This is a genomic window from Psychromonas sp. SR45-3, assembly GCF_014163575.1.
Classification (GTDB): Bacteria; Pseudomonadota; Gammaproteobacteria; order Enterobacterales; family Psychromonadaceae; genus Psychromonas; species Psychromonas arctica.
The window spans coordinates 69,540-92,954 of record NZ_JACJDP010000015.1; the positions used below are offsets into that span (position 1 = coordinate 69,540).

Annotated in this window: 25 protein-coding genes; 14 read left to right on the forward strand and 11 right to left on the reverse strand. The window is 36.3% G+C overall.

Going from position 1 to position 23,415, the window contains the following annotated elements:
• Positions 1-173: 173 nt before the first annotated feature.
• Together nadE and asd are read left to right on the forward strand one after the other, a co-directional pair.
• Entirely contained in the window at positions 174-1,004 is an 831-nt protein-coding gene (nadE, locus tag H5084_RS10165) for an ammonia-dependent NAD(+) synthetase (protein ID WP_028868467.1), read from the forward strand.
• 223 nt (positions 1,005-1,227) lie between these two features.
• On the forward strand, positions 1,228-2,340 hold the full coding sequence (asd, locus tag H5084_RS10170) for an aspartate-semialdehyde dehydrogenase (RefSeq protein WP_028868468.1): 1,113 nt from the start codon (positions 1,228-1,230) through the stop codon (positions 2,338-2,340).
• 89 nt (positions 2,341-2,429) lie between these two features.
• Here the strand turns inward: asd and gpsA are convergent, their stop codons facing one another.
• From gpsA to H5084_RS10190, 4 genes are all read right to left on the reverse strand, one after another.
• The gene (gene gpsA / locus H5084_RS10175; RefSeq protein WP_028868469.1) at positions 2,430-3,434 is read right to left on the reverse strand and encodes an NAD(P)H-dependent glycerol-3-phosphate dehydrogenase; all 1,005 of its coding nucleotides are present in this window, start codon (positions 3,432-3,434) and stop codon (positions 2,430-2,432) included.
• 187 nt (positions 3,435-3,621) lie between these two features.
• Entirely contained in the window at positions 3,622-4,083 is a 462-nt protein-coding gene (gene secB, locus H5084_RS10180; protein WP_028868470.1) for a protein-export chaperone SecB, read from the reverse strand.
• A 32-nt stretch (positions 4,084-4,115) separates the two neighbouring features.
• Entirely contained in the window at positions 4,116-4,364 is a 249-nt protein-coding gene (gene grxC / locus H5084_RS10185; protein ID WP_028868471.1) for a glutaredoxin 3, read from the reverse strand.
• Positions 4,365-4,366: 2 nt separating this feature from the next.
• Entirely contained in the window at positions 4,367-4,795 is a 429-nt protein-coding gene (locus H5084_RS10190; protein WP_028868472.1) for a rhodanese-like domain-containing protein, read from the reverse strand.
• A 212-nt stretch (positions 4,796-5,007) separates the two neighbouring features.
• On the opposite strand from H5084_RS10190, the gene gpmM reads away from it, so the two are divergent.
• The 4 genes from gpmM (at position 5,008) to panM (ending at position 9,345) form a co-directional block, all read left to right on the forward strand.
• Positions 5,008-6,537 carry a 2,3-bisphosphoglycerate-independent phosphoglycerate mutase gene (gpmM, locus tag H5084_RS10195; RefSeq protein WP_182690368.1) on the forward strand — a complete coding sequence of 510 codons (1,530 nt, stop codon included), beginning with the start codon at positions 5,008-5,010 and terminating at the stop codon, positions 6,535-6,537.
• Positions 6,538-6,770: 233 nt separating this feature from the next.
• Positions 6,771-8,042 (forward strand): murein hydrolase activator EnvC, encoded by a 1,272-nt coding sequence (locus tag H5084_RS10200; RefSeq protein ID WP_182690369.1) that lies wholly within the window; start codon positions 6,771-6,773, stop codon positions 8,040-8,042.
• Between the two features lies 1 nt (position 8,043).
• Positions 8,044-8,880 carry a divergent polysaccharide deacetylase family protein gene (locus tag H5084_RS10205; protein WP_182690370.1) on the forward strand — a complete coding sequence of 279 codons (837 nt, stop codon included), beginning with the start codon at positions 8,044-8,046 and terminating at the stop codon, positions 8,878-8,880.
• A 30-nt stretch (positions 8,881-8,910) separates the two neighbouring features.
• Complete coding sequence (gene panM, locus H5084_RS10210) at positions 8,911-9,345, forward strand: aspartate 1-decarboxylase autocleavage activator PanM (protein ID WP_182690371.1); 435 nt, start codon at positions 8,911-8,913, stop codon at positions 9,343-9,345.
• A 395-nt stretch (positions 9,346-9,740) separates the two neighbouring features.
• Here panM and H5084_RS10215 read toward each other — a convergent pair whose 3' ends face one another.
• Entirely contained in the window at positions 9,741-10,343 is a 603-nt protein-coding gene (locus H5084_RS10215) for a DUF4136 domain-containing protein (RefSeq protein WP_182690372.1), read from the reverse strand.
• Positions 10,344-10,375: 32 nt separating this feature from the next.
• Positions 10,376-11,368 (reverse strand): tRNA dihydrouridine(20/20a) synthase DusA, encoded by a 993-nt coding sequence (gene dusA, locus H5084_RS10220; protein ID WP_182690373.1) that lies wholly within the window; start codon positions 11,366-11,368, stop codon positions 10,376-10,378.
• Positions 11,369-11,475: 107 nt separating this feature from the next.
• Here dusA and H5084_RS10225 point away from each other — a divergent pair, with 107 nt between their 5' ends.
• From H5084_RS10225 to nadS, 3 genes are all read left to right on the forward strand, one after another.
• Positions 11,476-12,546, forward strand: a complete 1,071-nt coding sequence (locus tag H5084_RS10225; protein ID WP_182690374.1) for a site-specific integrase — start codon at positions 11,476-11,478, stop codon at positions 12,544-12,546.
• A gap of 94 nt (positions 12,547-12,640) precedes the next feature.
• Positions 12,641-12,961, forward strand: a complete 321-nt coding sequence (locus tag H5084_RS10230; protein WP_182690375.1) for a type II toxin-antitoxin system RelE/ParE family toxin — start codon at positions 12,641-12,643, stop codon at positions 12,959-12,961.
• 15 nt (positions 12,962-12,976) lie between these two features.
• On the forward strand, positions 12,977-13,276 hold the full coding sequence (nadS, locus tag H5084_RS10235) for a NadS family protein (protein ID WP_028868480.1): 300 nt from the start codon (positions 12,977-12,979) through the stop codon (positions 13,274-13,276).
• A gap of 28 nt (positions 13,277-13,304) precedes the next feature.
• Here nadS and H5084_RS10240 read toward each other — a convergent pair whose 3' ends face one another.
• Positions 13,305-13,859: a recombinase family protein gene (locus H5084_RS10240; RefSeq protein WP_182690376.1), complete on the reverse strand. Its 555-nt coding sequence runs from the start codon at positions 13,857-13,859 to the stop codon at positions 13,305-13,307.
• 1,398 nt (positions 13,860-15,257) lie between these two features.
• Between H5084_RS10240 and H5084_RS10245 the strand changes: the two genes are divergently transcribed.
• From H5084_RS10245 to H5084_RS10255, 3 genes are all read left to right on the forward strand, one after another.
• The gene (locus H5084_RS10245) at positions 15,258-15,515 is read left to right on the forward strand and encodes a pyocin activator PrtN family protein (RefSeq protein ID WP_182690377.1); all 258 of its coding nucleotides are present in this window, start codon (positions 15,258-15,260) and stop codon (positions 15,513-15,515) included.
• A gap of 13 nt (positions 15,516-15,528) precedes the next feature.
• Positions 15,529-15,798: a hypothetical protein gene (locus H5084_RS10250; RefSeq protein WP_182690378.1), complete on the forward strand. Its 270-nt coding sequence runs from the start codon at positions 15,529-15,531 to the stop codon at positions 15,796-15,798.
• A 92-nt stretch (positions 15,799-15,890) separates the two neighbouring features.
• Complete coding sequence (locus H5084_RS10255) at positions 15,891-16,925, forward strand: replication initiation protein (protein ID WP_182690379.1); 1,035 nt, start codon at positions 15,891-15,893, stop codon at positions 16,923-16,925.
• Between the two features lie 1,883 nt (positions 16,926-18,808).
• On the opposite strand, the gene H5084_RS10260 is transcribed toward H5084_RS10255, so the two are convergent.
• Complete coding sequence (locus H5084_RS10260) at positions 18,809-19,183, reverse strand: hypothetical protein (protein ID WP_182690380.1); 375 nt, start codon at positions 19,181-19,183, stop codon at positions 18,809-18,811.
• A gap of 370 nt (positions 19,184-19,553) precedes the next feature.
• Between H5084_RS10260 and H5084_RS10265 the strand changes: the two genes are divergently transcribed.
• Both H5084_RS10265 and H5084_RS19740 read left to right on the forward strand, forming a co-directional pair.
• The gene (locus H5084_RS10265) at positions 19,554-20,438 is read left to right on the forward strand and encodes an IS110 family transposase (protein WP_259396743.1); all 885 of its coding nucleotides are present in this window, start codon (positions 19,554-19,556) and stop codon (positions 20,436-20,438) included.
• Positions 20,387-20,815, forward strand: a complete 429-nt coding sequence (locus H5084_RS19740) for a transposase (protein WP_310735749.1) — start codon at positions 20,387-20,389, stop codon at positions 20,813-20,815. Before H5084_RS10265 ends, H5084_RS19740 begins: the two co-directional genes overlap by 52 nt.
• 32 nt (positions 20,816-20,847) lie before the next feature.
• Here H5084_RS19740 and H5084_RS10270 read toward each other — a convergent pair whose 3' ends face one another.
• The 3 genes from H5084_RS10270 to H5084_RS10280 all read right to left on the reverse strand — a co-directional run bounded on the left by H5084_RS10270 (position 20,848) and on the right by H5084_RS10280 (position 23,269).
• Positions 20,848-21,690, reverse strand: a complete 843-nt coding sequence (locus tag H5084_RS10270; RefSeq protein WP_182690381.1) for a hypothetical protein — start codon at positions 21,688-21,690, stop codon at positions 20,848-20,850.
• A 113-nt stretch (positions 21,691-21,803) separates the two neighbouring features.
• A complete protein-coding gene (locus H5084_RS10275; RefSeq protein WP_182690382.1) occupies positions 21,804-22,619 on the reverse strand; it encodes a TIR domain-containing protein in 816 nt (271 codons plus the stop codon).
• Positions 22,620-22,765: 146 nt separating this feature from the next.
• Entirely contained in the window at positions 22,766-23,269 is a 504-nt protein-coding gene (locus tag H5084_RS10280; RefSeq protein ID WP_182690383.1) for a GNAT family N-acetyltransferase, read from the reverse strand.
• Positions 23,270-23,415 lie beyond the last annotated feature (146 nt).

Consider the following 23,415-nt stretch of genomic DNA (forward strand, 5'->3'; position numbering starts at 1 on the left):
ACCGTGCGAATAAAACATTGCTATCAGGACTAAAAATTTAACCGCAAAATGCAACAGAACAAATAACTATAAAAAATGGCGACTTTTTTGCATAATCATAGTCATCCTTGGTACTTTATAGTGCATTGTCATCTATCAATATCAATATTAACCTTTTAAGAATAGGCTGCCTCATGAAACAAAAGATACTGCAAGAGATGTGTGTGTTAGCAGACATCAATATAGAAAGTGAAATTCAGCGTCGTATCAGCTTTATCCAAAACATATTAAAAAAGGCACATTGTAAAACCCTGGTATTAGGTATCAGTGGTGGTGTTGATTCCAGCACTGCCGGGCGACTATGTCAGTTATCAGTAGAGCAGTTGAACGCGCAAGAAAACACTAATAACTACCAATTTATTGCAGTTCGTTTACCTTATGCAGTACAAAAAGATGAAGATGAAGCTCAGTTAGCGTTAAGTTTCATTCAACCAACACACACTGTCGCGGTGAATATTCAAGCCGGCGCAGATGGTATTCATGAAAGTACTTTAGATGCGATTAAGAACAGTACTATTAATTACTCCGATGATATCAACTTCGACTTTATTAAAGGCAACGTTAAAGCACGTATGCGCATGATTGCTCAATACGAAGTTGCAGGTTTAACTGGTGGATTAGTTGTTGGTACCGACCATAGTGCTGAAAATATCACAGGTTTTTATACTAAACACGGTGATGGTGCTTGTGATTTAGCCCCTTTATTTGGATTAAACAAACGTCAAGTAAGATCACTTGCTAAACATTTAGGTGCGCCAAGTTTGTTAGTTGAAAAAGCACCCACCGCTGATTTAGAAGAAGATAAACCACAGCTTGAAGATGAAATAGCACTGGGCATGACCTACGATCAAATTGATGATTTCTTGGAAGGTAAAACCGTCCCTCAAGAGATCGAAGATAAACTGATTGCCATTTACTTACGTACGCAGCATAAACGCCAACCTATTCCAACAATCTACGATTAATAAGCAACGATTATAAAAACTGCAGGTACACCTCTACTGACCAGTAACAATAACTTACCTTGGTAGTTTAATAAAAATTAAGCAATCAAGGTAAGTTTGTCCTTTTTTTTCCCAAGCAAACCATCAAATGACTAGCCTTATTAAGCCCTCTAATGGTAGATTCTGTATTCGGTTAATGATTAATCGGTTCTATTTAAACTATAAACGAAAGGAAATGTAGACCATGAAAAAAGTGGGTTTAGTTGGTTGGCGCGGTATGGTTGGATCTGTTCTTATGCAAAGAATGCGTGAAGAGAATGATTTTGCAACGATTGAGCCAGTATTTTTCACCACCTCACAAGTTGGTCTAGCATCTCCAGAAGTTGGTAAGCCAACAGATACTTTAAAAGATGCATCTTCAATCGAAGCATTAGCAGAAATGGATATCATCATTACCTGTCAAGGTGGTGATTACACTAATTCAGTTTATCCAGCACTACGTGCTAGCGGTTGGAATGGTTACTGGATTGATGCGGCTTCTTCGTTACGTATGAAAGATGACAGCATTATCGTATTAGACCCTGTAAACAAAGATGTGATTCAACAAGGTCTAGCTGACGGTGTAAAAACTTATGTTGGTGGTAACTGTACCGTTTCTCTTATGTTATTAGCATTAGGTGGTTTATTTGAAGCAGATTTAATTGAGTGGGTTTCTCCACACACTTATCAAGCAGCTTCTGGTGCCGGTGCACGTAATATGCGTGAACTGATTAGCCAAATGGGCGCAATTGAAGCATCAGTGGCAGATGAGCTTGCTGATCCAGCCTCTGCTATTTTAGAAATAGATAAAAAAGTGGCTGAATTCATTCGCAGTGATGCATTACCTACTGAACAGTTTGGTGCACCGTTAGCGGGTAGTTTGATCCCATGGATTGATGTGCCAATGCCTTCTGGTCAATCAAAAGAAGAATGGAAAGCACAAGTTGAAGCAAACAAAATTCTAGGTACTAGCGATAAACAAACACCGATTGATGGTTTGTGTGTCCGCATTGGTGCAATGCGTTGTCATAGCCAAGCAATTACAATGAAACTAAAAAAAGATGTATCAGTAGCTGAAATTGAAAAGATTCTAGCATCGCACAACGAATGGGTTAAAGTGATTCCAAATGAACGTGAAGCAACGGTTTCTGAACTTTCTCCTGCAAAAGTAACAGGTACATTAAGTATTCCTGTTGGTCGTATTCGTAAACTAGCAATGGGTCCTGAGTACATCAGTGCATTCACTGTAGGTGACCAACTACTATGGGGCGCTGCTGAGCCATTACGTCGTATGTTGAATATATTGCAAGACGCTTAATTTGCATTAGTTTGTGACGAGCGATTAAAAAAGGCCTCAATGAGGCCTTTTTTGTATGTCGAATTATATAAGCTCAAGTAGACTAAATACTACTCGCCTTTCTTACTACGTGATAACAAATCCATAGCAGCTTCTTTTACTGCTTTACCTTGATAAAGTACGTAATAGATTTGTTCACAAATCGGCATTTCAATATTAACGCGTTTTGCCAAATTATAAACTTCTTCAGTATTACGGTAACCTTCAACCACTTGGCCAATTTCAACCTGAGCTTCATCAATACCTTTACCTGAGCCTAACGCTAAACCAAAACGACGGTTACGTGATTGATTATCGGTACAGGTTAAGACTAGATCTCCTAACCCAGCCATCCCCATAAATGAAGATTCAGTGGCACCTAAAGCAACACCTAAACGAGTTAATTCCGCCAATCCACGCGTGATTAATGCCGTACGAGCGTTAGCACCAAAGCCCAATCCATCGGCCAAACCAGCGCCTATCGCAATCACATTTTTCACAGCCCCACCAAGTTGCACAGCGGTAAAGTCTTCTGAGATGTAAGCTCTAAAATTACTTTGGTTATGAAAAAGCTCTGAAAGATGTTGAGTAAAGCTAAGATCTGTTCCAGCAACCGCAACCGCAGTAGGTAAACCTTTTGCCACTTCCATCGCAAAAGTTGGCCCAGACAATACAGCCAAAGGATAAGCTTTACCCACGATATCCCGTGCGACTTCCTCTAATAACCGTCCAGTTTTAGCTTCTAGCCCTTTAGTTGCCCATGCAATGCGGTGTTCAGGACGTAATAAAGGTTTAACTTGTGATAATACTAAACCGAATACATGGCTTGGTACCACTAGCAGAATAGTATCCGTTGCGGCGATACATTTTGCGAGATCACTTTCAGGTTGAAGACGTTCAGGAAAGGTAACACCGGGTAAGAAGGTTTTGTTTTCACGATCTGATTGGAGACGTTGAATATGGTCAACTTGATGACCCCAAATTAAAGTATTGTGGCCATTACGAGCTAATGCAACAGCAAGTGCAGTGCCGTAAGACCCTGCACCTAAAACTGTAATTGCAGTTTTTTCAGTCATTCATCATCACCTATATAGTGTCAACCGGAATAAATAAATGCTCCATGTTACTGACGATAACAAGCCATTGCTAATAGGGCTTAACTATGTGAGTTAATACTTAACCCTATAAGTTAGGCCTAACTATGGCTTGTTATTTTTAGGTAATATTGGTTCAAATACTCATGCCGATTGTTATAGAACTTAATTAAGAATTTAATGTTTCTACTTCAGCTTGCTGATTTGTCATTGCTTGTTGAAATAGAGCATCAAAGTTCACTGGTGCTAAGTTTAACTGCGGGAAAGTACCACGAGTCACTAAGCTTGATACCGCTTCACGTGCATATGGAAATAGGATATTTGGACAGAATGCATTTAAGCAATGTGCTAATTGAGGGCCTTCAAGCTGTGATACAGAGAAAATACCCGCTTGTTGTACTTCACATAAGAAAGCAACTTCACCTTCTACTGTCGCAGTTGCAGTCAGTGATAACGTCACTTCATATACACCTTCTTCTAATTTCTTAGATTGTGTATCAATGTCCATTTTAACTTCTGGAGCCCACTCTTTTTTAAAGATATCTGGTGAGTTTGGGCATTCAAAAGAGATGTCTTTTACATAAACACGTTGGATGTTGAATTCTACTTGTTGCTCTTGTTGTTCTGGCATGATCTTTCCTTAATCCTTAAAAATTATTTATATTAACTTAACAGTTCATCAAGTTGGTGTGCGCGTTCTAATGCATATAACTCGTCACAACCCCCTATTGCCTTGCCGTCTATAACAATTTGCGGAACAGTTGTTCCACCAGTCAATTTTGTCATATTCGGACGAAGAGAACGGTCAGACACATCAATTTCTTGATAGGTTACTTTTTTATTGTCCAACAATTGTTTTGCACGAATACAATATGGGCAATATGGAGTGGTGTAGATAGTGATAGTAGCCATAATTACTTCTTAGTTATTGGTAAATTTGCAGAGGTCCAGCCGCTCATACCTGAAAATAGATTATTTACTTGCTCAAAACCAGCTTTTGCCAGCTTCTCACCAGCACCTGCAGAGCGAGTACCTGATGCACACACAACTATAATGGGGGTCTGCTTATTATTTTCAATAGCTGCGAACTTTCCTTCTTGAATCTGTGACGGAGTTATATTTTTTGCATTAACGATATGGCCTTTTTTAAACTCATCTGCAGTTCTAATATCAACGACTATCGCATCTTGCTTGTTGATTAATTGTGTTGCTTGCTGTGGGTTGATATTGTTTATCTTGCTTAGTTTATCTTTTACAACACTGTGGATTAACATTGCAGCGATCGCGACCCATGCAGCAGCTAACATCGGATTGTTGGTAATAAAATCAATATATTCTTGCATAACTTTTTTCTTCTTCTGTAAGGATAAATTTCAGCATGAGTATACCCTGTGGAAAACAGAATATCAGCCTTGAGATTTAGATTAATAAATGAAAATAGCTTTTTTGTGCTTTTTTCAACTTGCTTTGATCTAACACTAGGCTTTTTCAGTGACAAGCTACACAAATGTTGTAAAATCCCTTGTAGATAATTTAATCATTAAAGAGGTTTGATATGACAACTCCTAAGAAACCATTAGTACTATTGATTTTAGACGGCTGGGGCTACCGCCCAGATATGCCAGATAATGCTGTATCAAATGCTAACACACCTGTTCTAGACCAATTATGTAAAGACTATGCCAATACGCTTATTTCGGCATCGGGTATGGATGTAGGTTTACCAGATGGACAAATGGGTAATTCAGAAGTAGGTCATACTAATATTGGTGCAGGACGTACTGTTTACCAAAACCTAACCAAAGTGACTAAATCTATCGCCGATGGCGATTTCTATGAAAATGCAAATTTTGTTGCCGCGGTTGATAAAGCAGTTGCAGCAGATAAAGCCGTTCATATTATGGGCCTTGCTTCACCAGGCGGTGTTCACTCTCATGACGATCATATTGTTGCAGCCATTGAACTAGCAGCAAGACGTGGAGCAAAAAAAGTTTACGTTCATGCTTTCTTAGATGGCCGTGATACTCCGCCACGCAGTGCAGCAGGTACATTGTCGAAATTTGAAGATAAATATAAAGAAGTTGGCGTTGGTCGTACTGCTACTTTAGTGGGCCGTTACTTTGCAATGGACCGTGACAATCGTTGGGATCGTGTAGAGCAAGCTTATAGCCTACTTACTGAAGCAAAATCAGAATACACAGCCGACAGCGCATTAGTCGGTCTTGAAAATGCTTATGCTCGTGATGAAAATGATGAATTTGTAAAAGCAACTGTGATTGGCGAAGCTGCACCTATTTCTGACGGTGACGCAGTTTTATTCTTAAACTTCCGCGCTGACCGTGCACGTGAGATAACTTATACTTTCACTGATCAAAACTTCACTGGTTTTGAACGTGCAGTAACACCAGACGTTCACTTTGTTACGTTAACAGAGTTCGCAGCAGATATTAAAGCGCCAGCAGCTTACCCAAGCGAACAACTAACTAATACGTTAGGTGAATGGTTAGCGAAAAAAGACAAAACACAATTACGTATTTCAGAAACTGAAAAATACGCACATGTGACTTTCTTCTTTAACGGTGGTATTGAAGATGAGTTCCCTGGCGAGCATCGTACATTAATTAGCTCTCCTGCAGTGGCGACCTATGATATGCAACCAGAAATGAGCTCTGCTGAATTAACTGAAAAATTAGTAGGCGCAATCAAAAGCAGCGAATACGATGTGATCATCTGTAACTACCCGAATGGCGATATGGTTGGACACACTGGTGTATATGACGCGGCAGTTAAAGCTTGTGAAGCTGTAGATGCTTGTATTGGTCAGATTGTAGGTGCATTAAAAGAAGTGGGCGGTGAATGTTTAATTACTGCTGACCACGGTAATGCAGAACAAATGATTGATCCTGATACAGGTGGCATTCATACCGCACATACTAATTTACCAGTACCGTTTATCTATGTGGGTCGTGAAGCAACTATAGCTGAAGGCGGTCGTCTATGTGATATCGCACCGACTATGTTGTCATTGATGAACATGGAAATACCAACTGAAATGACAGGTAAACCTTTAATTACTGTTAAGTAAGTTTAACTCTGGTGCGTTAGGCTCTTCTGGCGCACCTGATTTCTTCCTAAAATCAGCTATCTCGTTCAAGTAATTTCCACTTAATTTGCGTAAATTCCTATTTAATCGAATAAAATGCATGTAAACCTTCAGTAATTGTTTTTTTACTCAACATACAAAAGAATTGTAGGTATTATCTGATTGATATATTTATCAATCATACTAATCCGTTTATAAGGTCGATACCAACAGTGATGCCAAATCCATTTTATTCCAGTCAACGAGGACCTTTAAAACAATTACTGTGCATTCCTTTTCTCGTTGCTATTCTTTTTAGCCATCAAATTTCAGCTGCAGACCTTACAAACTTACAACGTCAAATTAATCAAAGTAAACAAACAAAATCAGAACAACAAAAACAACAACAGCAGCTTGAAGCTCAACTTGCAGCAAGTGACCAAGCAATTGCCAAGGCATCTTTACAGGTTAATCAAACCAAAAAAATGATTGATGACAAACGCAATGCACTAATCACTTTGCAGCAAGAAACGAAGCAACTAGAAGACAACAAAAAAAAGCAACAAACATTATTAGAGCAGCAGCTCATTAGTGCTTATATGACAGGGCAAAATGACCTTATTAAATTAATGCTAAATCAAGAGGATCTGAGCAAAGTCATTCGCGCCAAAAGCTATTACTATTATTTAAATGAAGCGCGCTTAGAAAGTATTGAAGCCTTACATTCAACGCAACAAAAACTCGATAAAAACGCCGCCCAACAAACAGCAGCACTGGCTTCTCTTGAAGGCCTGTATCAAGAACAGAAACAAACTCAAGCAACGGTAAATAATCAGCGATTAAAACGCGATCAAGCACTACGTGAATTAAAACAAGATATTAACTATCAAAATGCAAAAATAGCAGAATTAGCGAACTCCGAGAAAGTATTACGAGCTCGCATTAAAAAAGCAGCCGAAGATCGTAAAAAAAGGCAGCTCGCAGCAGCTAAAGCCAAAGCTGCGCAAGAACGTAAGAATAGAGCAAAGGCGCAGGCACAAGCCGCACTGGAACGAGAAAAAATAGCACAAGCAGAAGCGGCAGCGAGAAAAAAAGCACAAACGCACTCAAAAATTGCAGGTCTCAAAGGTAAATTACCTTGGCCTATTCAAGGAAAAGTATTACATCGTTTTGGCAGCTCTCGTAGCAGTCAAGTGACCTGGAAAGGTATTGCTATCGCAGCCAATGAGGGCGAAAAAGTAAGAGCAGTGGCTACTGGACGAGTTCTATTTGCAGGGTATTTTAAAGGCTACGGCATGGTGATCGCGCTCGACCATAGCGATAACTATATTACTTTATACGGATACAATGAAACATTGCTGCAAAAAGCAGGTGATGTGGTTTTTCAAGGTGATGCGATAGCGCTGGCAGGACACAGTGGTGGACAAGATAGAAACAGCTTATATTTTGAATTAAGCCACAAAGGTAAAGCAGAAGATCCATTACGCTGGTTAACAAGAAGTAAGTAATATGCTACTCACCTTTCTAAATAAAACAGGTAGATTATTACTTTATACATGGCTCTTTATTACAGCAACTAATGTCTTAGCAATCGGCAAGCTAGTTATTATCATTGATGACATTGGTAATAATAAGAATAATCAGGCATTTTTAAAGTTACCAAAAAATGTTATTTTTTCTATTCTCCCATTTACACCTTTCTCTAAAAGCCTTGCTCGAGCTGCCCACCAGCAACATCGAGAAGTACTATTACACATACCAATGCAGGCACACAGCCATAACCATTTATTAGGTAAAGGTGCATTAATTGAAGAGATGGATAAACAGACTCTCCAACAACAATTGATCGATTCCCTAAAGGTCATCCCCCATGCTGTTGGTGCTAATAACCATATGGGTAGCCAACTCACCGAGAATCAAACAGCAATGCAATGGACAATGGAATTGTTATATCAACAGGGATTGTTTTTTGTAGATAGCTTTACGAGTGCTAAGAGCGTCGCACAAACCGCAGCATTAACTGCCGGGCTACCTGCTTTAAGACGTCACATATTCTTAGACAATGTACGCACACAAGCGGCGATGGAAAAGCAATTTAAGGCAGCAATCGAACATAGTTTACATTCCCCTTATACCATTCTTATTGCGCACCCTTACCCTGAAACCTTACAATATTTATCACAACGCTTAGCTTTACCCGAACAAGATTACCAATTAGTGCCCTTAAGGCAATTAATTCCATTAAAAGAGCGTGTGGTCTTATTGCTTAAAAAAATACAATATTATCAACAAAATCGAGTTTATTCAGATACCAGTAGTATTAATTTCCCACTGCTGAATGAATAACATAACTAACAACCTAATAGTGAGACTTGTATGCGCCTATCCGTTTTCATTGCTGACACCCTATCAAATCAATTATTAATAGATTTACAGAAAACCTATGCAGGCCACCTACCACCGGCAGCATTAACCGAACAAGCCATTAAAGAGCAACTAGCACAAGCCGATACCAAGTTATACGTCACGATGTTTAATGAGCGCCATATAGGTGCTGTAAATGTAAAAACCCAAGATACAACAGCTATATTTTCACAACTAGCTATTAGAGATCTAACTCGTCGACGTGGCGTAGGCAAGAATTTGTTAAAGCAAATTGAAAATGAGATTGCAGCGAAAGGTATTACACAAATTGAGTATAACTTAAAAGAAGTATTAGAAGATCAGTACCTAGCAACTCAGGCCTTTTTTTCAGATAGTGGCTACACAATCAACAATCATATTGCGAGTAAGTCTATTAGGGTCTGTTGATCTTTCAAGTTTATTTTTGCAACGAGTTGCTGGCTTTTTATACAAGGCTGAGCTTATGACGTGTGGTTATTCTCCATAAATAAGCAAAAACGCAGTAGAAATAGTCAGAAAACGTTGCCCTACGGGTTCACCACAAGGCGTTATGCTCTTTGTTGGACAAAATTTGCTTAGGATGACTAGGCTTCACTTTGTCCGCCTCGATCAAAACGACTTGTGGTGAACAAAATTTAAACGACAAAGATCAACAGCCCCTAGTTAACAGTGAGCGGCATTAAATAGAATACTGCACTATATTCGTTATCGGTTGTCATTCATTATTTGTATATTGAATAGCAACCGATACATATCTGCTAAGTGTGGTTTCATCAATACAATTTATGTAATGACTTTCTCGCCTATTTACCCGCTTGTGGAAAATCACCTAACATCATACTTAAAATATATTGCATACGTACTGAGCCTGCTTCCATGCGATCTTGTTCTAAATCGACAAAGCCTTGCACAGCAGAGCGCCAATAAACGGTTTTTTCTTGGTTATCTAACGCAGCTAATAACAGTGACCCTTTTTCATAACGAGGATCATTAACATTACTACGTGTTAAACCTGGTAGCAGTCCAAAGCGTTGCTGAATAGTTTGGTCCGCAATATCATCTTCTAGCGCAAATAAAAATCCAACAACAATATCAGCTTGCTTAGGATCAGCACGATATTGATAGCCTTTACTGCTCAAATAAGTGGTTATTTGGTTGCGAATATAACCTTTCAGCTGTTGCTGATTTTGTCCCGCAACCCCTGATAACACCTGATTATATTGATCGCTCCAAGTATAAGTAGTAAATGCGGGCAATACATCCGAGGGGTTACCACTACTCACAATCATTAAACGCTGCGTTTTACTTTGTATTTGCGCTGTTGCATCGGTTGTCGTTTGTGAGCTACAACCATAAAGAGCAAGCTGAATACCAATCATAGCAAACAGTAAATATAACTTTTTCATCCTATTACCTCACCTTCGCTAACAAGTAGATCTTAATCTTCAATCACAAATGATGCTGCTTTTTGCATGACTTCAATACCTGAACCGGGTATATGACCATTTTCACTTAAATGTCGACGCCATGCTCGTGCACCCGGTAAACCTTGAAACAAGCCTAACATATGGCGAGCGACACGATTTAAGTGTACACCCTGGCTTAACTGAGATTCAATATAAGGGTACATTTTTTCTAAAACTTCAAAACGAGTTAATGGCTCTTTGTCACATCCAAACAACTGCTGATCAACCGTACTTAAGATATATGGATTAGCATAAACCTCTCTTCCTAACATCACTCCATCTAAATGCTGCAAATGAGTTTCACAATCAGATAACGTTTTAATACCGCCATTAATCGCAATCGTTAATTCAGGAAAATCACGCTTTAATTGATACACACGCTCATAATCTAAAGGTGGTACATCACGATTTTGCTTTGGACTTAAACCACTTAACCAAGCTTTACGCGCATGAACAATAAACGTATCACAACCTTGTGCTTTTACTTTTTCAACAAAGTCACATAAAAATTCATAGGAGTCTAGTTCATCAATACCAATCCGTGTTTTAACCGTCACGGGTAAACCACTGGCATCCTTCATCGCTTTTACTGCATCACCAACTAATGCCCCTTCAGCCATTAAACACGCACCAAAGCGACCATTTTGAACACGGTCAGAAGGGCAACCTACATTCAAGTTTATTTCATCAAATCCACGTTCCGCACCTGCTTTAGCAGCTTGCGCCAAATCTAATGGTGCTGAGCCACCTAACTGCAAACTTACTGGATGCTCAGCAGCATCTTTTTGTAAGTAATCCCCTTTCCCATACAAAATAGCACCTGTGGTGACCATTTCGCTGTATAACAGCGTATTTTTACTCATTAAACGATGGAAATAACGACAATACTGATCAGTCCAATCAAGCATCGGTGCGATAGAAAAGCGATTTGTAGGGTAACCACTTGATTTGTTAATGTTTATCATTGTTTTCGTTCACTTTTTTATCGGCTTAAACTGCCTTGAATTACGTTGAATTATGCTGAATTTCGTTCTACAGTACGCCTTAAGTACGCCTCAAAGGAGTAGGACAAATGGCATCTTTTTCAATACAAACACGTACATTAGCAAATGGTGAAATTCGCTTTAAAGCAACCGTGACAGTAAAAAAGAACAGTTCGATCATACACAGAGAAGCCAAGACATTCAAAAGGAAAGAGCTTGCCAGAACATGGGGAAGAAATAAAACTTCAGAACTAGAAGAATTTGGCATTAATCAATCCAAAGCATCTTCGATTGGTGAGCTACTTGATCAATTTATAGATGATCGAAATTTATGGGATAACACGGGGCGTACTAAACAATATGTAATAAAAATGCTTCGTGATTGTGATATAGCGGCAATCCAAAGCGATCAGTTAAAAACAAGTGATCTCATCGAGCACTGTAAGATCCGCAAAGCTACAGGCACCAAACCACAAACTATTTATCATGATATTGCATACTTACGATCCGTCATGAAAAAATCGTTACCCGTATTTAATATTAAATCAAGTCCTGAGATATTCGAAGAAGCAGTTCCAATACTTATCGATATGAAATTAGTTGGAAAAAGTACTAAGCGAACAAGACGACCTACAGAAGATGAAATAGAAAGATTGAAAGAAGGCTTATTAAAACGCCAAGAGTTTCATGCTAACGGTAAGATGCGTATTCCATACATAGATATCCTCGACTTTAGTATTTTAACTTGTATGCGTATTGGAGAGGTCTGCAAATTACGCTGGGATGACTTAAATGAAGCTCATAAAACCATTTTAATTCGAGATAGAAAAGATCCTCGAAAGAAAGAAGGAAATCACATGATCGCTCCATTATTAGGCGGCTCTTTTGATATTATGATGAAACAACCTAGAAGTCATGAACTTATATTTCCTTACAACTCACGAAGCGTCACAGCAGGCTTTCAGCGGGTACGTAACATGTTAGGAATAACCGACCTACGCTTCCATGACTTAAGAAGAGAAGGTGCAAGCCGATTATTTGAAAAAGGTTATTCTATCGAAGAAGTAGCTCAAGTAACCGGCCATCGCAATTTAAATATTTTATGGCAAGTATACACCCAGCTATTTCCGCATAAATTACATGATAAATTTAATGAATAAAAATTAATTTAGTACATAGTACTACTGAAAGCATCAATATAAATATTGATTTAGTACATAGTACAATCTAAACTGCATATAAATAGAGTAAATTATGTTCACATTTATTGAGCTTAGCGGTTTTAGTAAGCACAGAGAAAGTTTGTTACTCGACGATGACTTTAAAAAAATGCAAGAAGCTTTAATAGAAAACCCAGAGTTAGGTAAAATCATAGCTGGTACAGGAGGGTTTAGAAAACTAAGGTGGTCTAGGCCAGAAATCGGTAAAAGTGGCGGTGTAAGAGTTATATATTATAATCTTTCTGCATCTTCTGGCCGATTATATTTAGCCCTTATTTATCCAAAAAATGAATTAGATAATATTACTAATGAGCAAAAAAAGCAGTTGAGAAAAGTTTCTGAAAAACTTATTTAACAAAGGTTATATATTATGAAAGATGAGTTATTTGAAGATTTACTTGCTAGTGCAAATGAGATGCTAGATATTGAAACAGGCAGCAAAAATCCTGAGGAAAAGCATATTCATGTCTATGATACATTAGATGTCAAAGCAATTAGAGAAGCTTCAGGCAAAGATCGCAAAGAGTTCGCCGAAATAATAGGCGCAAGTTATGACTCAGTGTGCAGTTGGGAAAGTAAGCGTCGTAATCCATCAGGTGTAACAAAAAAGCTATTAACTTTAATCAAAGAAAACCCTGAAAAAATGGTTTCTAAATTAGAATTTTCTTAGATTGTCTTTCTTAATACTTAAACTGTGGTCATAAAACATTTAACTTATACTGCTTAATAACACGCTGAACCGTAGATACTGAAGTACCTAGATTTTTAGCTATTGTTCGTTGCGGAATTTTTTCTTTATATTCATTAATAATATCAGCCTTTAACCTCATTGAAGAAGATCTTCCTTCATAGACCCCTTTTGCTTTTGCTTGAGCAATCCCTTCCGCTTGACGCTGTTTCATTATGTCTCGTTCAAATTGGTAAACAGCACCAAGCATATTCAGCATCAATTCATTCATAGGGTTTTGTTTATTTGCCGAAAACACCATATTTTCTTTCAAAAATTTAACTGCAACCCCCTTATCTATAAAAAACTCAATAAGGTCTTTTAGATCCTTTAGATTACGTGCTAAACGGCTTATATCATGACAAATAACAATATCACCTGATCTTGCATGCTCTTTTAACTTAATAAGCTCTGGTCGATTTGTATTTGCTCCACTTACTTTATCAATAAATATTTTATCAGCTTCGATGATTTGACGATCAGTATTTTGTTCAATGGTTGAAACTCGAAGATAAGCTAATTTCATTTCAGTCTTTTTGTATTCATAAGTTTAAACCCTAGAATAATGAATATTAAACATCATGTAAAGCCTAATAAATCATTGCTTTTGTATTCAAGCTACGACCGCATTCATAAGCATGCATATGAATACAATAAAAGTAATTAACTCGCAACAGTCACCATATTAATTTAATTGAACAGTCAACTTTTTCATAATGCAAAACGAAATAAAAAATAAAAGAAGACTCTTCATAAAAAATATAATTTAGTAGTAACAATCAGTAATTTTTAACACCTTAAAAAGATAATAAAGATACGATTAACCCTCCAAATCTGAAATTATTTTTAAGGTCAAAGCACACAATTTTAGAATAAATAATTATCACAATTAATTTTTACGTATTAATAAATTGTACGAAAAAACGCAAAAAATCCATCGTACAAATAGCATGTAAAAAACACTAAAAACCTATAGTACGAAATTGAGTGTAAAAAACCTATAGTAACGAAATTGCATGTAATTATTTTAATTTCTGGTAGTAACGAAATTGCATGTAGTTTCGTTACTATTAGATTAGGTTAGAAATGCTAATTTCATAATGTAATTCTTGCAGATTTTCTCATGTCTAGAATGAAAAATTTCAGAGAGTTTCTAACACTTGATACAAAAAGATTCACAGCGTAGTTTTTTATAAAAAATTTAATACGAAATAATGTTCGTAAAACACTTGAATTACTAAGCAAGAATCGAAGATAAAATACTCTCTAATGACCCATGCAAAATTTAAAATAATTAGTACGATTAAAAATCTAATAATCACTATTTTTAAATCTCAAAATTGTTGAGCCCTACGTACAAAATATGAAAATAATTAATAGGATTAAAAATACTTGATTACTCACAAAGCTCTGACATATGAAGAATTTTAAAGTGATTTAATTTCAGGTGGTTAAATACACAATATTAAGATGCTTTAATAAGTTTGGTGATTTTGAGCGTAATCCTCGAATTAAAAATGGTAATAGAACAAGAATATACCGTATCCATTGAGCTTGTTGCTATTAGGACAGCCGCTATAGTGGCTGAGCTTTATACGTAATCAGGTAAAAATAAGATAACAACTGCTTTTTAAGCTAAAAGTAGATCTACCTCACATTTAAGAGTAAATATTTAAAATAAATTTCGAATTAATTTTAAATCTCGCCAATAAAATTAACTTCACTCCTTATTACACCGCATCACACACAGAAAAAATCTCACATAAAAACTCATATATTATTGTTTTTAAACAAAAAAATCAATTGTTCTATGTGAACTTTTTGCGAAAATACCCAGGAGTTTGGAAATTTAAGACCTCGTGTTTTACTAGTTATATGAAAAGCATTTAATTGCATTTAATGACGTTAATTATTAGAGGATCTTATGGAAACTACATTTGCATTACTAGCTCGTTTCGGCAGCCCGTTTATACCGCTTGAAAAAATTAGTGAAGAATTCTTAGGCCTTAAGCCTAAAACAGCAGAGAGCCAAGCAAAGGCATGTACCTTGCCTTTCCCGACGTTAAAGCTACGTAACTCAGAACGCTCCCCAACTATGGTTAAAATCGAAGATTTAGCCGCTCATATCGACAAAAAGTATGCAGAGTCTCAAAAACTCTGGCATTCAGTACAAATACGATAAAGGGAGCTAATTCATGACAGATGAAATGAAAAAAATTTATGGTGTTGTTAATTCAATTTTAATACTCGCGATCATCAACAATGAAATATTACATATCAATGTTAAGTACTCCGCATATATAAACGAGATAGAAATAAAAGTATTTAGCCGAAATACAAACTATCTAAGAGGACACAAACGAAAGTTTAGTTGTGGTATTTATTTAGATAACCCAAGTGCACTTAAGACACTAAGATCGCTTAAAAATGAACTCATAGGTTTAATTAAACGTGAGCAAAATTAACTTGATTTGTTATCGACAATCAAAATTGTAATCACCTAGCACTTACAAAAATGCAAAGTTAAATAATAAAAACAACAAAATTTATTAGGAAAATGAAAATTTCTTATTCGAATAAAAATAATTTAACAGTTGTCCTACATAACAGTTTAATTAACTCAAATTACAGCTTGAAAATAGATGAAATTCGTCTTATTTACATTGCTTTAACTAAAGTTGACTCCAGAAAATCGAATATGGGGACAATTGAGATATACGCAGAAGAATTTGCAGATATGTTTAACTTGTCTCCGAAAAACATCTGGCGAAACATGCAAAATTCATTAGTTTCCATCAGAGAAAAAACATTGAAAATTAAAAGCTTAAATTCTGAATCCGAAGAAAAATCAATAAAGTGGTTTAGCATATGTAATTACCACCGGTCATCGAGTGATGGGCATAGCATAGAACTAAAATTCTCTGATAGTATTTCACCCTACTTATTTGAATTAAACAAGAATTTCACCAAAATAAAACTAAACGATATCCGAAAATTAAAAACACCTTTTGCACACAGGCTGTACCTATGGTTAACACAAGAATATAAAATGAAAAGTGGTAATTATTATGACTTAAAACTTCTTTTAAATACTGTTAAAGAAAAACTCCTTATTCCAACGGGCTCTTATACTAAATGGCGTGATTTTAAACAACGCATACTCCAACCTGCCATTGATGAAATTAATAGAAAAACAAATTTAACTGTAAGCTTTGAGACTAAAAAACGAAGTAACAAAATTCATTTAATACAATTTACTTACATTAATGAATCCCAAAAAACAGTTATAAGTACAGAGGGAAAAATCACATCACCTTGGATTAAGCCAGAAAGACCAAGGTTAGCTCGCAGACCAAAAGTAAATGCTGGAAGTAATGAGGAAGGTTCGTGGAAAAGAAAAAATTTCAAATTACTATTTAATTATTTAAAAGATCTAAAAAAATGGAATTCATCCGCAAAACTTACAATGGAAGATCTCAAAAGAATGATCAGTTATACAAAAATAATCTGTTCTGATTTACATAAAAAGTTCAGCGATGAACTGATAGAACGTCAGCGAAAAACTGTTTCTTCAAAAAAAATAGCAGCTTAAACAATCCAGAAAGAGTTGATCTTGGGGGTTAGCGATCTTTGTGTTATTAGTCTCTATTACGATTATATAAACAAAGATCACCTCACAATTTTTCACTTTGTCAGTACTTCATTGAATATTTCACACCAGACAATCATATTGCTTTCCTGTTCTCGAATACCTTTTATCGTTAAATATTATTGATGATAAAAGAAAATAAAATCCAGCCAAAGTTCAATAAGGACTTTAATACAAAGCTCCCCCAACCTCCCAATTAAAAATAAACCATTGAATTTAAATAAAAAAACATACTTTAAGTAGACAATTTAGAGCAATTCGGCGGGCAAAAATGAGGTTGAATAACTTTGATAATTAGGTTCATTACCTCAATCTAGCTCATATCGTATTAAATTATATATTTTGGCAGGCTTTATAAGCCAAACGCTAAAAATGAAATAAAATCTATTAATTCTGCAAAGGTCTTATATTTTATCTTTCTCTTTAACTTTAGCGCTTCACAACATATTGAATAATAAGTATAAAATCTACTTAGTGTAGACAAATTAGAGCAGTTCGGTGGGCAAATTAGAGCGTTACTGTAGACAATTTAGAGCAGTTCGGTGGGCAAATTAGAGCGTTACTGTAGACAATTTAGAGCAGTTCGGTGGGCAAAAATGAGGTTGAATAACTTTGATAATTAAGTTCATTCTCTCGATTTAGATCATTCATAATCAATTATATTTTGGCATGCTTTATAAGCGAAACTCTAAAAATAAAGAGAGCCTATTAATTCTGTGAAGATCTTATATTTTATCTTTCTCTTTAACTTTAGTGCTTCACAACATATTGAATAATAGATATAAAACCTGCTTAGTGTAGACAAATTAGAGCAGTTCGACGGACAAATTAGAGCGTTACTGTAGACAATTTAGAGCAGTTCAGTGGGCAAAAATGAGGTTGAATAACTTTGATAATTAGGTTCATTACCTCAATCTAGCTCATATCGTATTAAATTATATATTTTGGCAGGCTTTATAAGCCCAACGCTAAAAATGAAATAAAATCTATTAATTCTGCAAAGGTCTTATATTTTATCTTTCTCTTTAACTTTAGTGCTTCACAACATATTGAATAATAAGTATATAATCTACTTAGTGTAGACAAATTAGAGCAGTTCGGTGGGCAAATTAGAGCGTTACTGTAGACAATTTAGAGCAGTTCGGTGGGCAAAAATGAGGTTGAATAACTTTTGTTTATTAAAAGTGCAAACCACTATCCTCTATCAATTATCTTAATAGCCTAACGATGCACTGCTGCATAGGATGATGCTCATCAAGATTTCATGACACGATGCATCGATTGGAGTAGTGATAGCCAGTAGGTCATTAAAACTGATAGGATCTTTGCACATTATCAAAGAAGCACTCTAAGCACTATTTAATAGTTAATGCTCACATAGATACATAAATAACTCTAACTCTCCCCACAGAGCGAATATCGAGCTAAAAAGAGCATCAAAAGCTCTGATATATTTTTATTAAATTATTCCTGTCTATAAGATTGAACAGTGCAATCTCTTAGCCACCTGCTATTAGTTTACTAATAAGATAGACTGAAGACAGGTACCACGACGAAATAAGTAAGGTAGGCGCTGCTAACCAATAGGTTAGTAATCCACGAATATCAGCATGATAACCGACGAAATTACTTGTTTCATTCTGTACATTAATTCTCTTAATAACAGAGAAAACTATAAGTATCTAAATATACTTAGCAGGGAAAAGTAATATTTATATTGACGTGGGAAGTCATACCAACGTCCACTTAAGCGGACAGAAATAGTTAGCTAAAATAGTGTAGAAGTGAAACATAGCCAACTGTTTATATTCCGTTTAAAGTTCTTGTTAACACTTTTCAAAAGTATCAAGTGGTCCTAGAAGCTCATAATATTGTTCCAAAAACGCCTCTTCCTCATTTCTTATTATTGATGGACATAGTTTTTGATATTTGTCATCGAAGGCTTCAAAATATAGGTTTAAACAAAAACTATTTATATCACCGGATAATTCAACATCTAAAGTTCCAGAACCTTCAGAATCCAATCTACCAAGCATATCAACCGCAGGACTGTTTTTCAGCCACGGACGCAACATAGCGCCATCTTCATCCGCTCGACGAAATGATACATTAACTGTCTCATCGGGATTTAGAACGATATTCAGGCTATATCCAGATTTACTTTTCCAACAACCACAATAGTTTTCAATAAAAGAATTCACTGAAAAATCCTCATCCTCACGTTAGTGCTAACGCCTTAATAACTGGCGTGTAGGTTGGTATTGTTTTTGCGGTTTTTTCTTTTGCAAAAATGATGACAACCGTAATACGTCCAGTTGATTAACTTATAGTCCGACCAAGCCATTTAATTTAATAGATTCATTCATTATTATATTAAATGGAACATGCTTCTGTTGGTTACGAATATTGAATTGCTAAACATACTATGTTTTTAACAAGACGTTCGAACCAACAGAACAACTCGCTTCAAAACGCATACTCAGGGATCGCCTACCACGACTATCTATAAGACCTGCGAGAAACGAGCCTTAAGCACATTCCAACATTTACTTTACGCGGAGGAGCTTCAAAATGAAAGGATATAATATTGATAATTTTGCTGTTTTAATAGGGATCGATTGGGCTGATAAGAAGCATGATATATGCGAACATCCTAACCATACTGAAATATATAATTACTCCATCATTAAACATAAACCTCAAGCATTACATGACTGGGCAATGGAGCTCAAACAACGCTATCCAGAGCAAAAAATCGCTATCGTTTGTGAACTCAAAAAAGGCCCTCTCATTTATGCATTAGCTAAATATGAACACCTGACTTTATTTACCATAAACCCTTCAGCCGTAGCAAAATATCGTAAAGCATTCACGCCAAGTGGTGCAAAGGACGACCCTTCTGATGCATTAATACAGGTCGAAATTCTGACGTTACACATGGATAAACTCTCTGTTATTGAGCCTGAGTCAGCAGCAATACGATCACTATCTCAACTCGTTGAATATCGCCGAGGCTTGGTGCAAAACAGTGTTGATTTATCCAATAAAATAACCGCGACATTAAAGAATTATTATCCACAAGCTCTTGAATGGTTTAAAGAAAAAGACACCATCATATTTTGTAATTTTATTATAAAATGGCCGTCATTAGGTAAAGCTAAGAGAGCCAGAAAACAAGCATTATTAGACTTTTTTAATGCACATAACTCACGTTATGTAGACGTTAACAACAAGCGGATCCTCGGTATAAAAAATGCAATGCCATTAACCGAAGATAAAGGAGTGATAGAGCCTAACCAAATGTTAGTCGAAGTGTTAATTAGCCAATTCAAAGTATTATTACAAGGTATTGAGCAACTTGATAAAGCAATTAAAGGGGTGACAAAGCGCAAGCAGATAAAAATATATTTGATAGTTTACCAGGTGCAGGCCCACAACTTGCTCCTCGTTTATTAGTCGCTTTTGGCAGTAATAGATTGCGTTATCATGATGCATCAGAGCTACAAAAATATGCAGGTATAGCGCCTGTAATTGAGCGTAGTGGCAAGAAAATGTGGACACATTGGCGGTATAGTTGTCCTACTTTTTTAAGACAAACATTTGTTGAGTGGGCTGGTTTTTCGGTTCGTTATTCATTCTGGGCAAAGGCTTATTATGAGCAACAACAAGCTAAAGGAAAACCACATAATAGTATCATTAGAGCCTTAGCCTTTAAGTGGATCAGGATAGTATTTAGATGTTGGAAAACTAACACTCCCTATGATGAATCAACCTATTTAGCGGCGCTAAAAAGAAGAGACTCACCGCTTTTAAAATTTGCAATTAATAGTTAAATTTTACTAGCTGTCCACCTCAGGGCGTGTTGTTATAATGAAATTACTACACCGCAGCTCGATTTACACTGAGCGAAAAATAATTGCTGTTGTTGATCGTAAGCAAAATCTAAAGAAAAACTTAGCTTGCTAGTTTCAACACCACAACCATATGCAGCGCCCTCCATGTAATTACTAGTATATTGAGCATACGCTTCTATTTGTCTAGAAAGGTGCATCCAAGCCATACTGTCATGCATCGACTCTTTGTTACTAATAACTCCCACCCCTATTGGGTAATACGAGGAGCCATCATCAAGTACGACAGGTAGGTTTAACCCTAATTTACGAGCTTGTCTATGATCTTCAGTAGCTGTTATTTTTTTTGAATCGTTTAACTTTAAATAAGCGATCAAAGAAGGAAATTCATTATGAACAATTTCAACTAGTTGCTTCTTATACCAGACGTCACCGAAACCTATTCCGTGGGGGAATACTGCCAACAAGAATATAGTTTCGGGCTCAACAATTGCAAACATCACCTGTTTAGTACCAGTTTCAACAAAGTGAAAATGAGTGATTCCCCAATCATCAAATAATTGATCCTTTACTTTATAAGGATTTGTAAAGTTACCCCTACTGCAATATCGCAAAAGAGAAGCGCCAGACTCAACCTGCTGGATAAATCTTTGATATGATGACATATGTTCATGAGGGCAGTTAAATACCGATGACTCAATTACATTTCGCTTTTGAGCGATTGGGGTTCTACGAATACGATTAATAAGGAGCATAAAATTCCCCCGAAGATCTAAATCTTCAGAATAATTCATAGACTGCTTTGCCAACTCACTTGCTATGTAATTTTTAAAATTTGAGTTAAATATTTCGACCATGCTCACTTTCGTTATAACGCCCAAATAACAGGCTAAAAATAGTGGGCTAAAATGGAGCGAAGCGAACAGCCCGCTGTTTTTAGTCCTAGTTGATTTGCTGTTATACGCACAAACTACATACTGATTTTGTAACCTGCCGCTTTAAGCTCTCTTATTATTGCGTATGCTTGAGGATCAACTGAACCATCTACTTTTTTATAAACTAGACCGTTCAAATCACTTGGTAAAACCACATCGCCTTTATGCAAGCAACAAACACGATTTCGGCCTAATTTACCTACAAAATACCCAAACTCAAATATGACATTAGGCCTAGCTCTATACTCAATGACTTTATCCGGTTCAGGGATATTAATTTGATCAACTGTATAACCAATTTCGTCAGGAGTTAACAAAATAAAAGCAAAACCTACATCACTATGTTTTTCAAATTTTTCAATCACAGTAGCGCCTTCATCGGCCTCACGATGAAGGACAACTGGGACTAAACCTATTTCGTGTAAAAAGCGTTCAATATCGGTTTTTAAACTTTGATCATGACCATGTACAACAAAAATTTTATTAGAAAGTGCTGCTGATGTCGGGGTGCTCTTTTCTGCTTTAAGCTCTCCATAAACATCATTTTTTAAAGTCGTTGCCAATATTTTTAATGCTTTAACTAAATTAGATTTAGCTATCTCAAATTTATCTGGCTCATTACCTTCGGTGTATTGCGTAAGCCCTTCGGCAATTAGAGACATTGCAGGAGAATTATCTGAAAGATGTTTGGATACTATATTTTGAGCTCTTATTTTAAATATTCCCCACTCTGGAGAGTCAGGGCCACCATAACGTCCTTGATAATCACCTACAGCTAAACAAAAATTTTGAAAAGTGAAACTTTCACCTTCCTCAATTAGTCTCTCGACTATCTCAATCTGACTTTCCATGGCTCTCTCTATGATTAAATTTAATACTAAACTTTAGGTGCGTATAACGCCGCAATAAATGGTGTGTAGGTTGGCTTTGTTTTTGCGATCTTTTTGGTTCTAGCAAAAATCGCGACAACCGTTATGCGTCCGATTTAATTGCCTTGTTATACAAATTTTGCAATGGAAAATGTGACTAGACGTTCTTCGTCATAAATGATTACAGAGTCATCTTCTACCATCCCTAATTTTTTCAATATTTTAATCGACGCCAGATTAGCTTTTACTGCAACACCATATATGTTTGCATGTATATCCAACTGGAAAGTATGTTTCAATAAAGCTTTAGCCGCCTCAAATGCATAACCTTTACCTTGACCAATTTGCATAAAACCATACCGAATATCGTTACAATTTGGATTTGGGGACTCTTCTATTCCTACGTACCCTAATTTTTTACTTAAATCATTTTTTAAATAAACAGTATACGTTCCAAAGCCTAGTTCCCAATGCTCTACTCGTTTAGCAACAAGAGAAATCACCTCTTGCTCTGTGTACGGAGATCCTTTTGGTAAGTATTTTGTCATATCAGGGCATGACAAAATATCATGATACATATCATAATCAGATAATGTCACAGGTTTTAAAATCAACCGTTCCGTTTCAATCAAATTGCACTCTCATCATTTTGTATAGACATAATGACTTCCCACTAAGGTGCTAGCCTCTACAGTGGGTTAGTTTTTCAACCAGAGCCATAATATATCTATCAACAATATAATGTGGAGGCTAGCATGAATAAACATAGCATACTTTT

Coding starts and splice junctions, on each gene's coding strand:
- nadE (WP_028868467.1), top strand. CDS start 174: ATGAAACAAAAGATACTGCAAGAGATGTGTGTGTTAGCAGACATCAAT.
- asd (WP_028868468.1), top strand. CDS start 1,228: ATGAAAAAAGTGGGTTTAGTTGGTTGGCGCGGTATGGTTGGATCTGTT.
- gpsA (WP_028868469.1), bottom strand. CDS start 3,434: ATGACTGAAAAAACTGCAATTACAGTTTTAGGTGCAGGGTCTTACGGC.
- secB (WP_028868470.1), bottom strand. CDS start 4,083: ATGCCAGAACAACAAGAGCAACAAGTAGAATTCAACATCCAACGTGTT.
- grxC (WP_028868471.1), bottom strand. CDS start 4,364: ATGGCTACTATCACTATCTACACCACTCCATATTGCCCATATTGTATT.
- H5084_RS10190 (WP_028868472.1), bottom strand. CDS start 4,795: ATGCAAGAATATATTGATTTTATTACCAACAATCCGATGTTAGCTGCT.
- gpmM (WP_182690368.1), top strand. CDS start 5,008: ATGACAACTCCTAAGAAACCATTAGTACTATTGATTTTAGACGGCTGG.
- H5084_RS10200 (WP_182690369.1), top strand. CDS start 6,771: ATGCCAAATCCATTTTATTCCAGTCAACGAGGACCTTTAAAACAATTA.
- H5084_RS10205 (WP_182690370.1), top strand. CDS start 8,044: ATGCTACTCACCTTTCTAAATAAAACAGGTAGATTATTACTTTATACA.
- panM (WP_182690371.1), top strand. CDS start 8,911: ATGCGCCTATCCGTTTTCATTGCTGACACCCTATCAAATCAATTATTA.
- H5084_RS10215 (WP_182690372.1), bottom strand. CDS start 10,343: ATGAAAAAGTTATATTTACTGTTTGCTATGATTGGTATTCAGCTTGCT.
- dusA (WP_182690373.1), bottom strand. CDS start 11,368: ATGATAAACATTAACAAATCAAGTGGTTACCCTACAAATCGCTTTTCT.
- H5084_RS10225 (WP_182690374.1), top strand. CDS start 11,476: ATGGCATCTTTTTCAATACAAACACGTACATTAGCAAATGGTGAAATT.
- H5084_RS10230 (WP_182690375.1), top strand. CDS start 12,641: ATGTTCACATTTATTGAGCTTAGCGGTTTTAGTAAGCACAGAGAAAGT.
- nadS (WP_028868480.1), top strand. CDS start 12,977: ATGAAAGATGAGTTATTTGAAGATTTACTTGCTAGTGCAAATGAGATG.
- H5084_RS10240 (WP_182690376.1), bottom strand. CDS start 13,859: ATGAAATTAGCTTATCTTCGAGTTTCAACCATTGAACAAAATACTGAT.
- H5084_RS10245 (WP_182690377.1), top strand. CDS start 15,258: ATGGAAACTACATTTGCATTACTAGCTCGTTTCGGCAGCCCGTTTATA.
- H5084_RS10250 (WP_182690378.1), top strand. CDS start 15,529: ATGACAGATGAAATGAAAAAAATTTATGGTGTTGTTAATTCAATTTTA.
- H5084_RS10255 (WP_182690379.1), top strand. CDS start 15,891: ATGAAAATTTCTTATTCGAATAAAAATAATTTAACAGTTGTCCTACAT.
- H5084_RS10265 (WP_259396743.1), top strand. CDS start 19,554: ATGAAAGGATATAATATTGATAATTTTGCTGTTTTAATAGGGATCGAT.
- H5084_RS10270 (WP_182690381.1), bottom strand. CDS start 21,690: ATGGTCGAAATATTTAACTCAAATTTTAAAAATTACATAGCAAGTGAG.
- H5084_RS10275 (WP_182690382.1), bottom strand. CDS start 22,619: ATGGAAAGTCAGATTGAGATAGTCGAGAGACTAATTGAGGAAGGTGAA.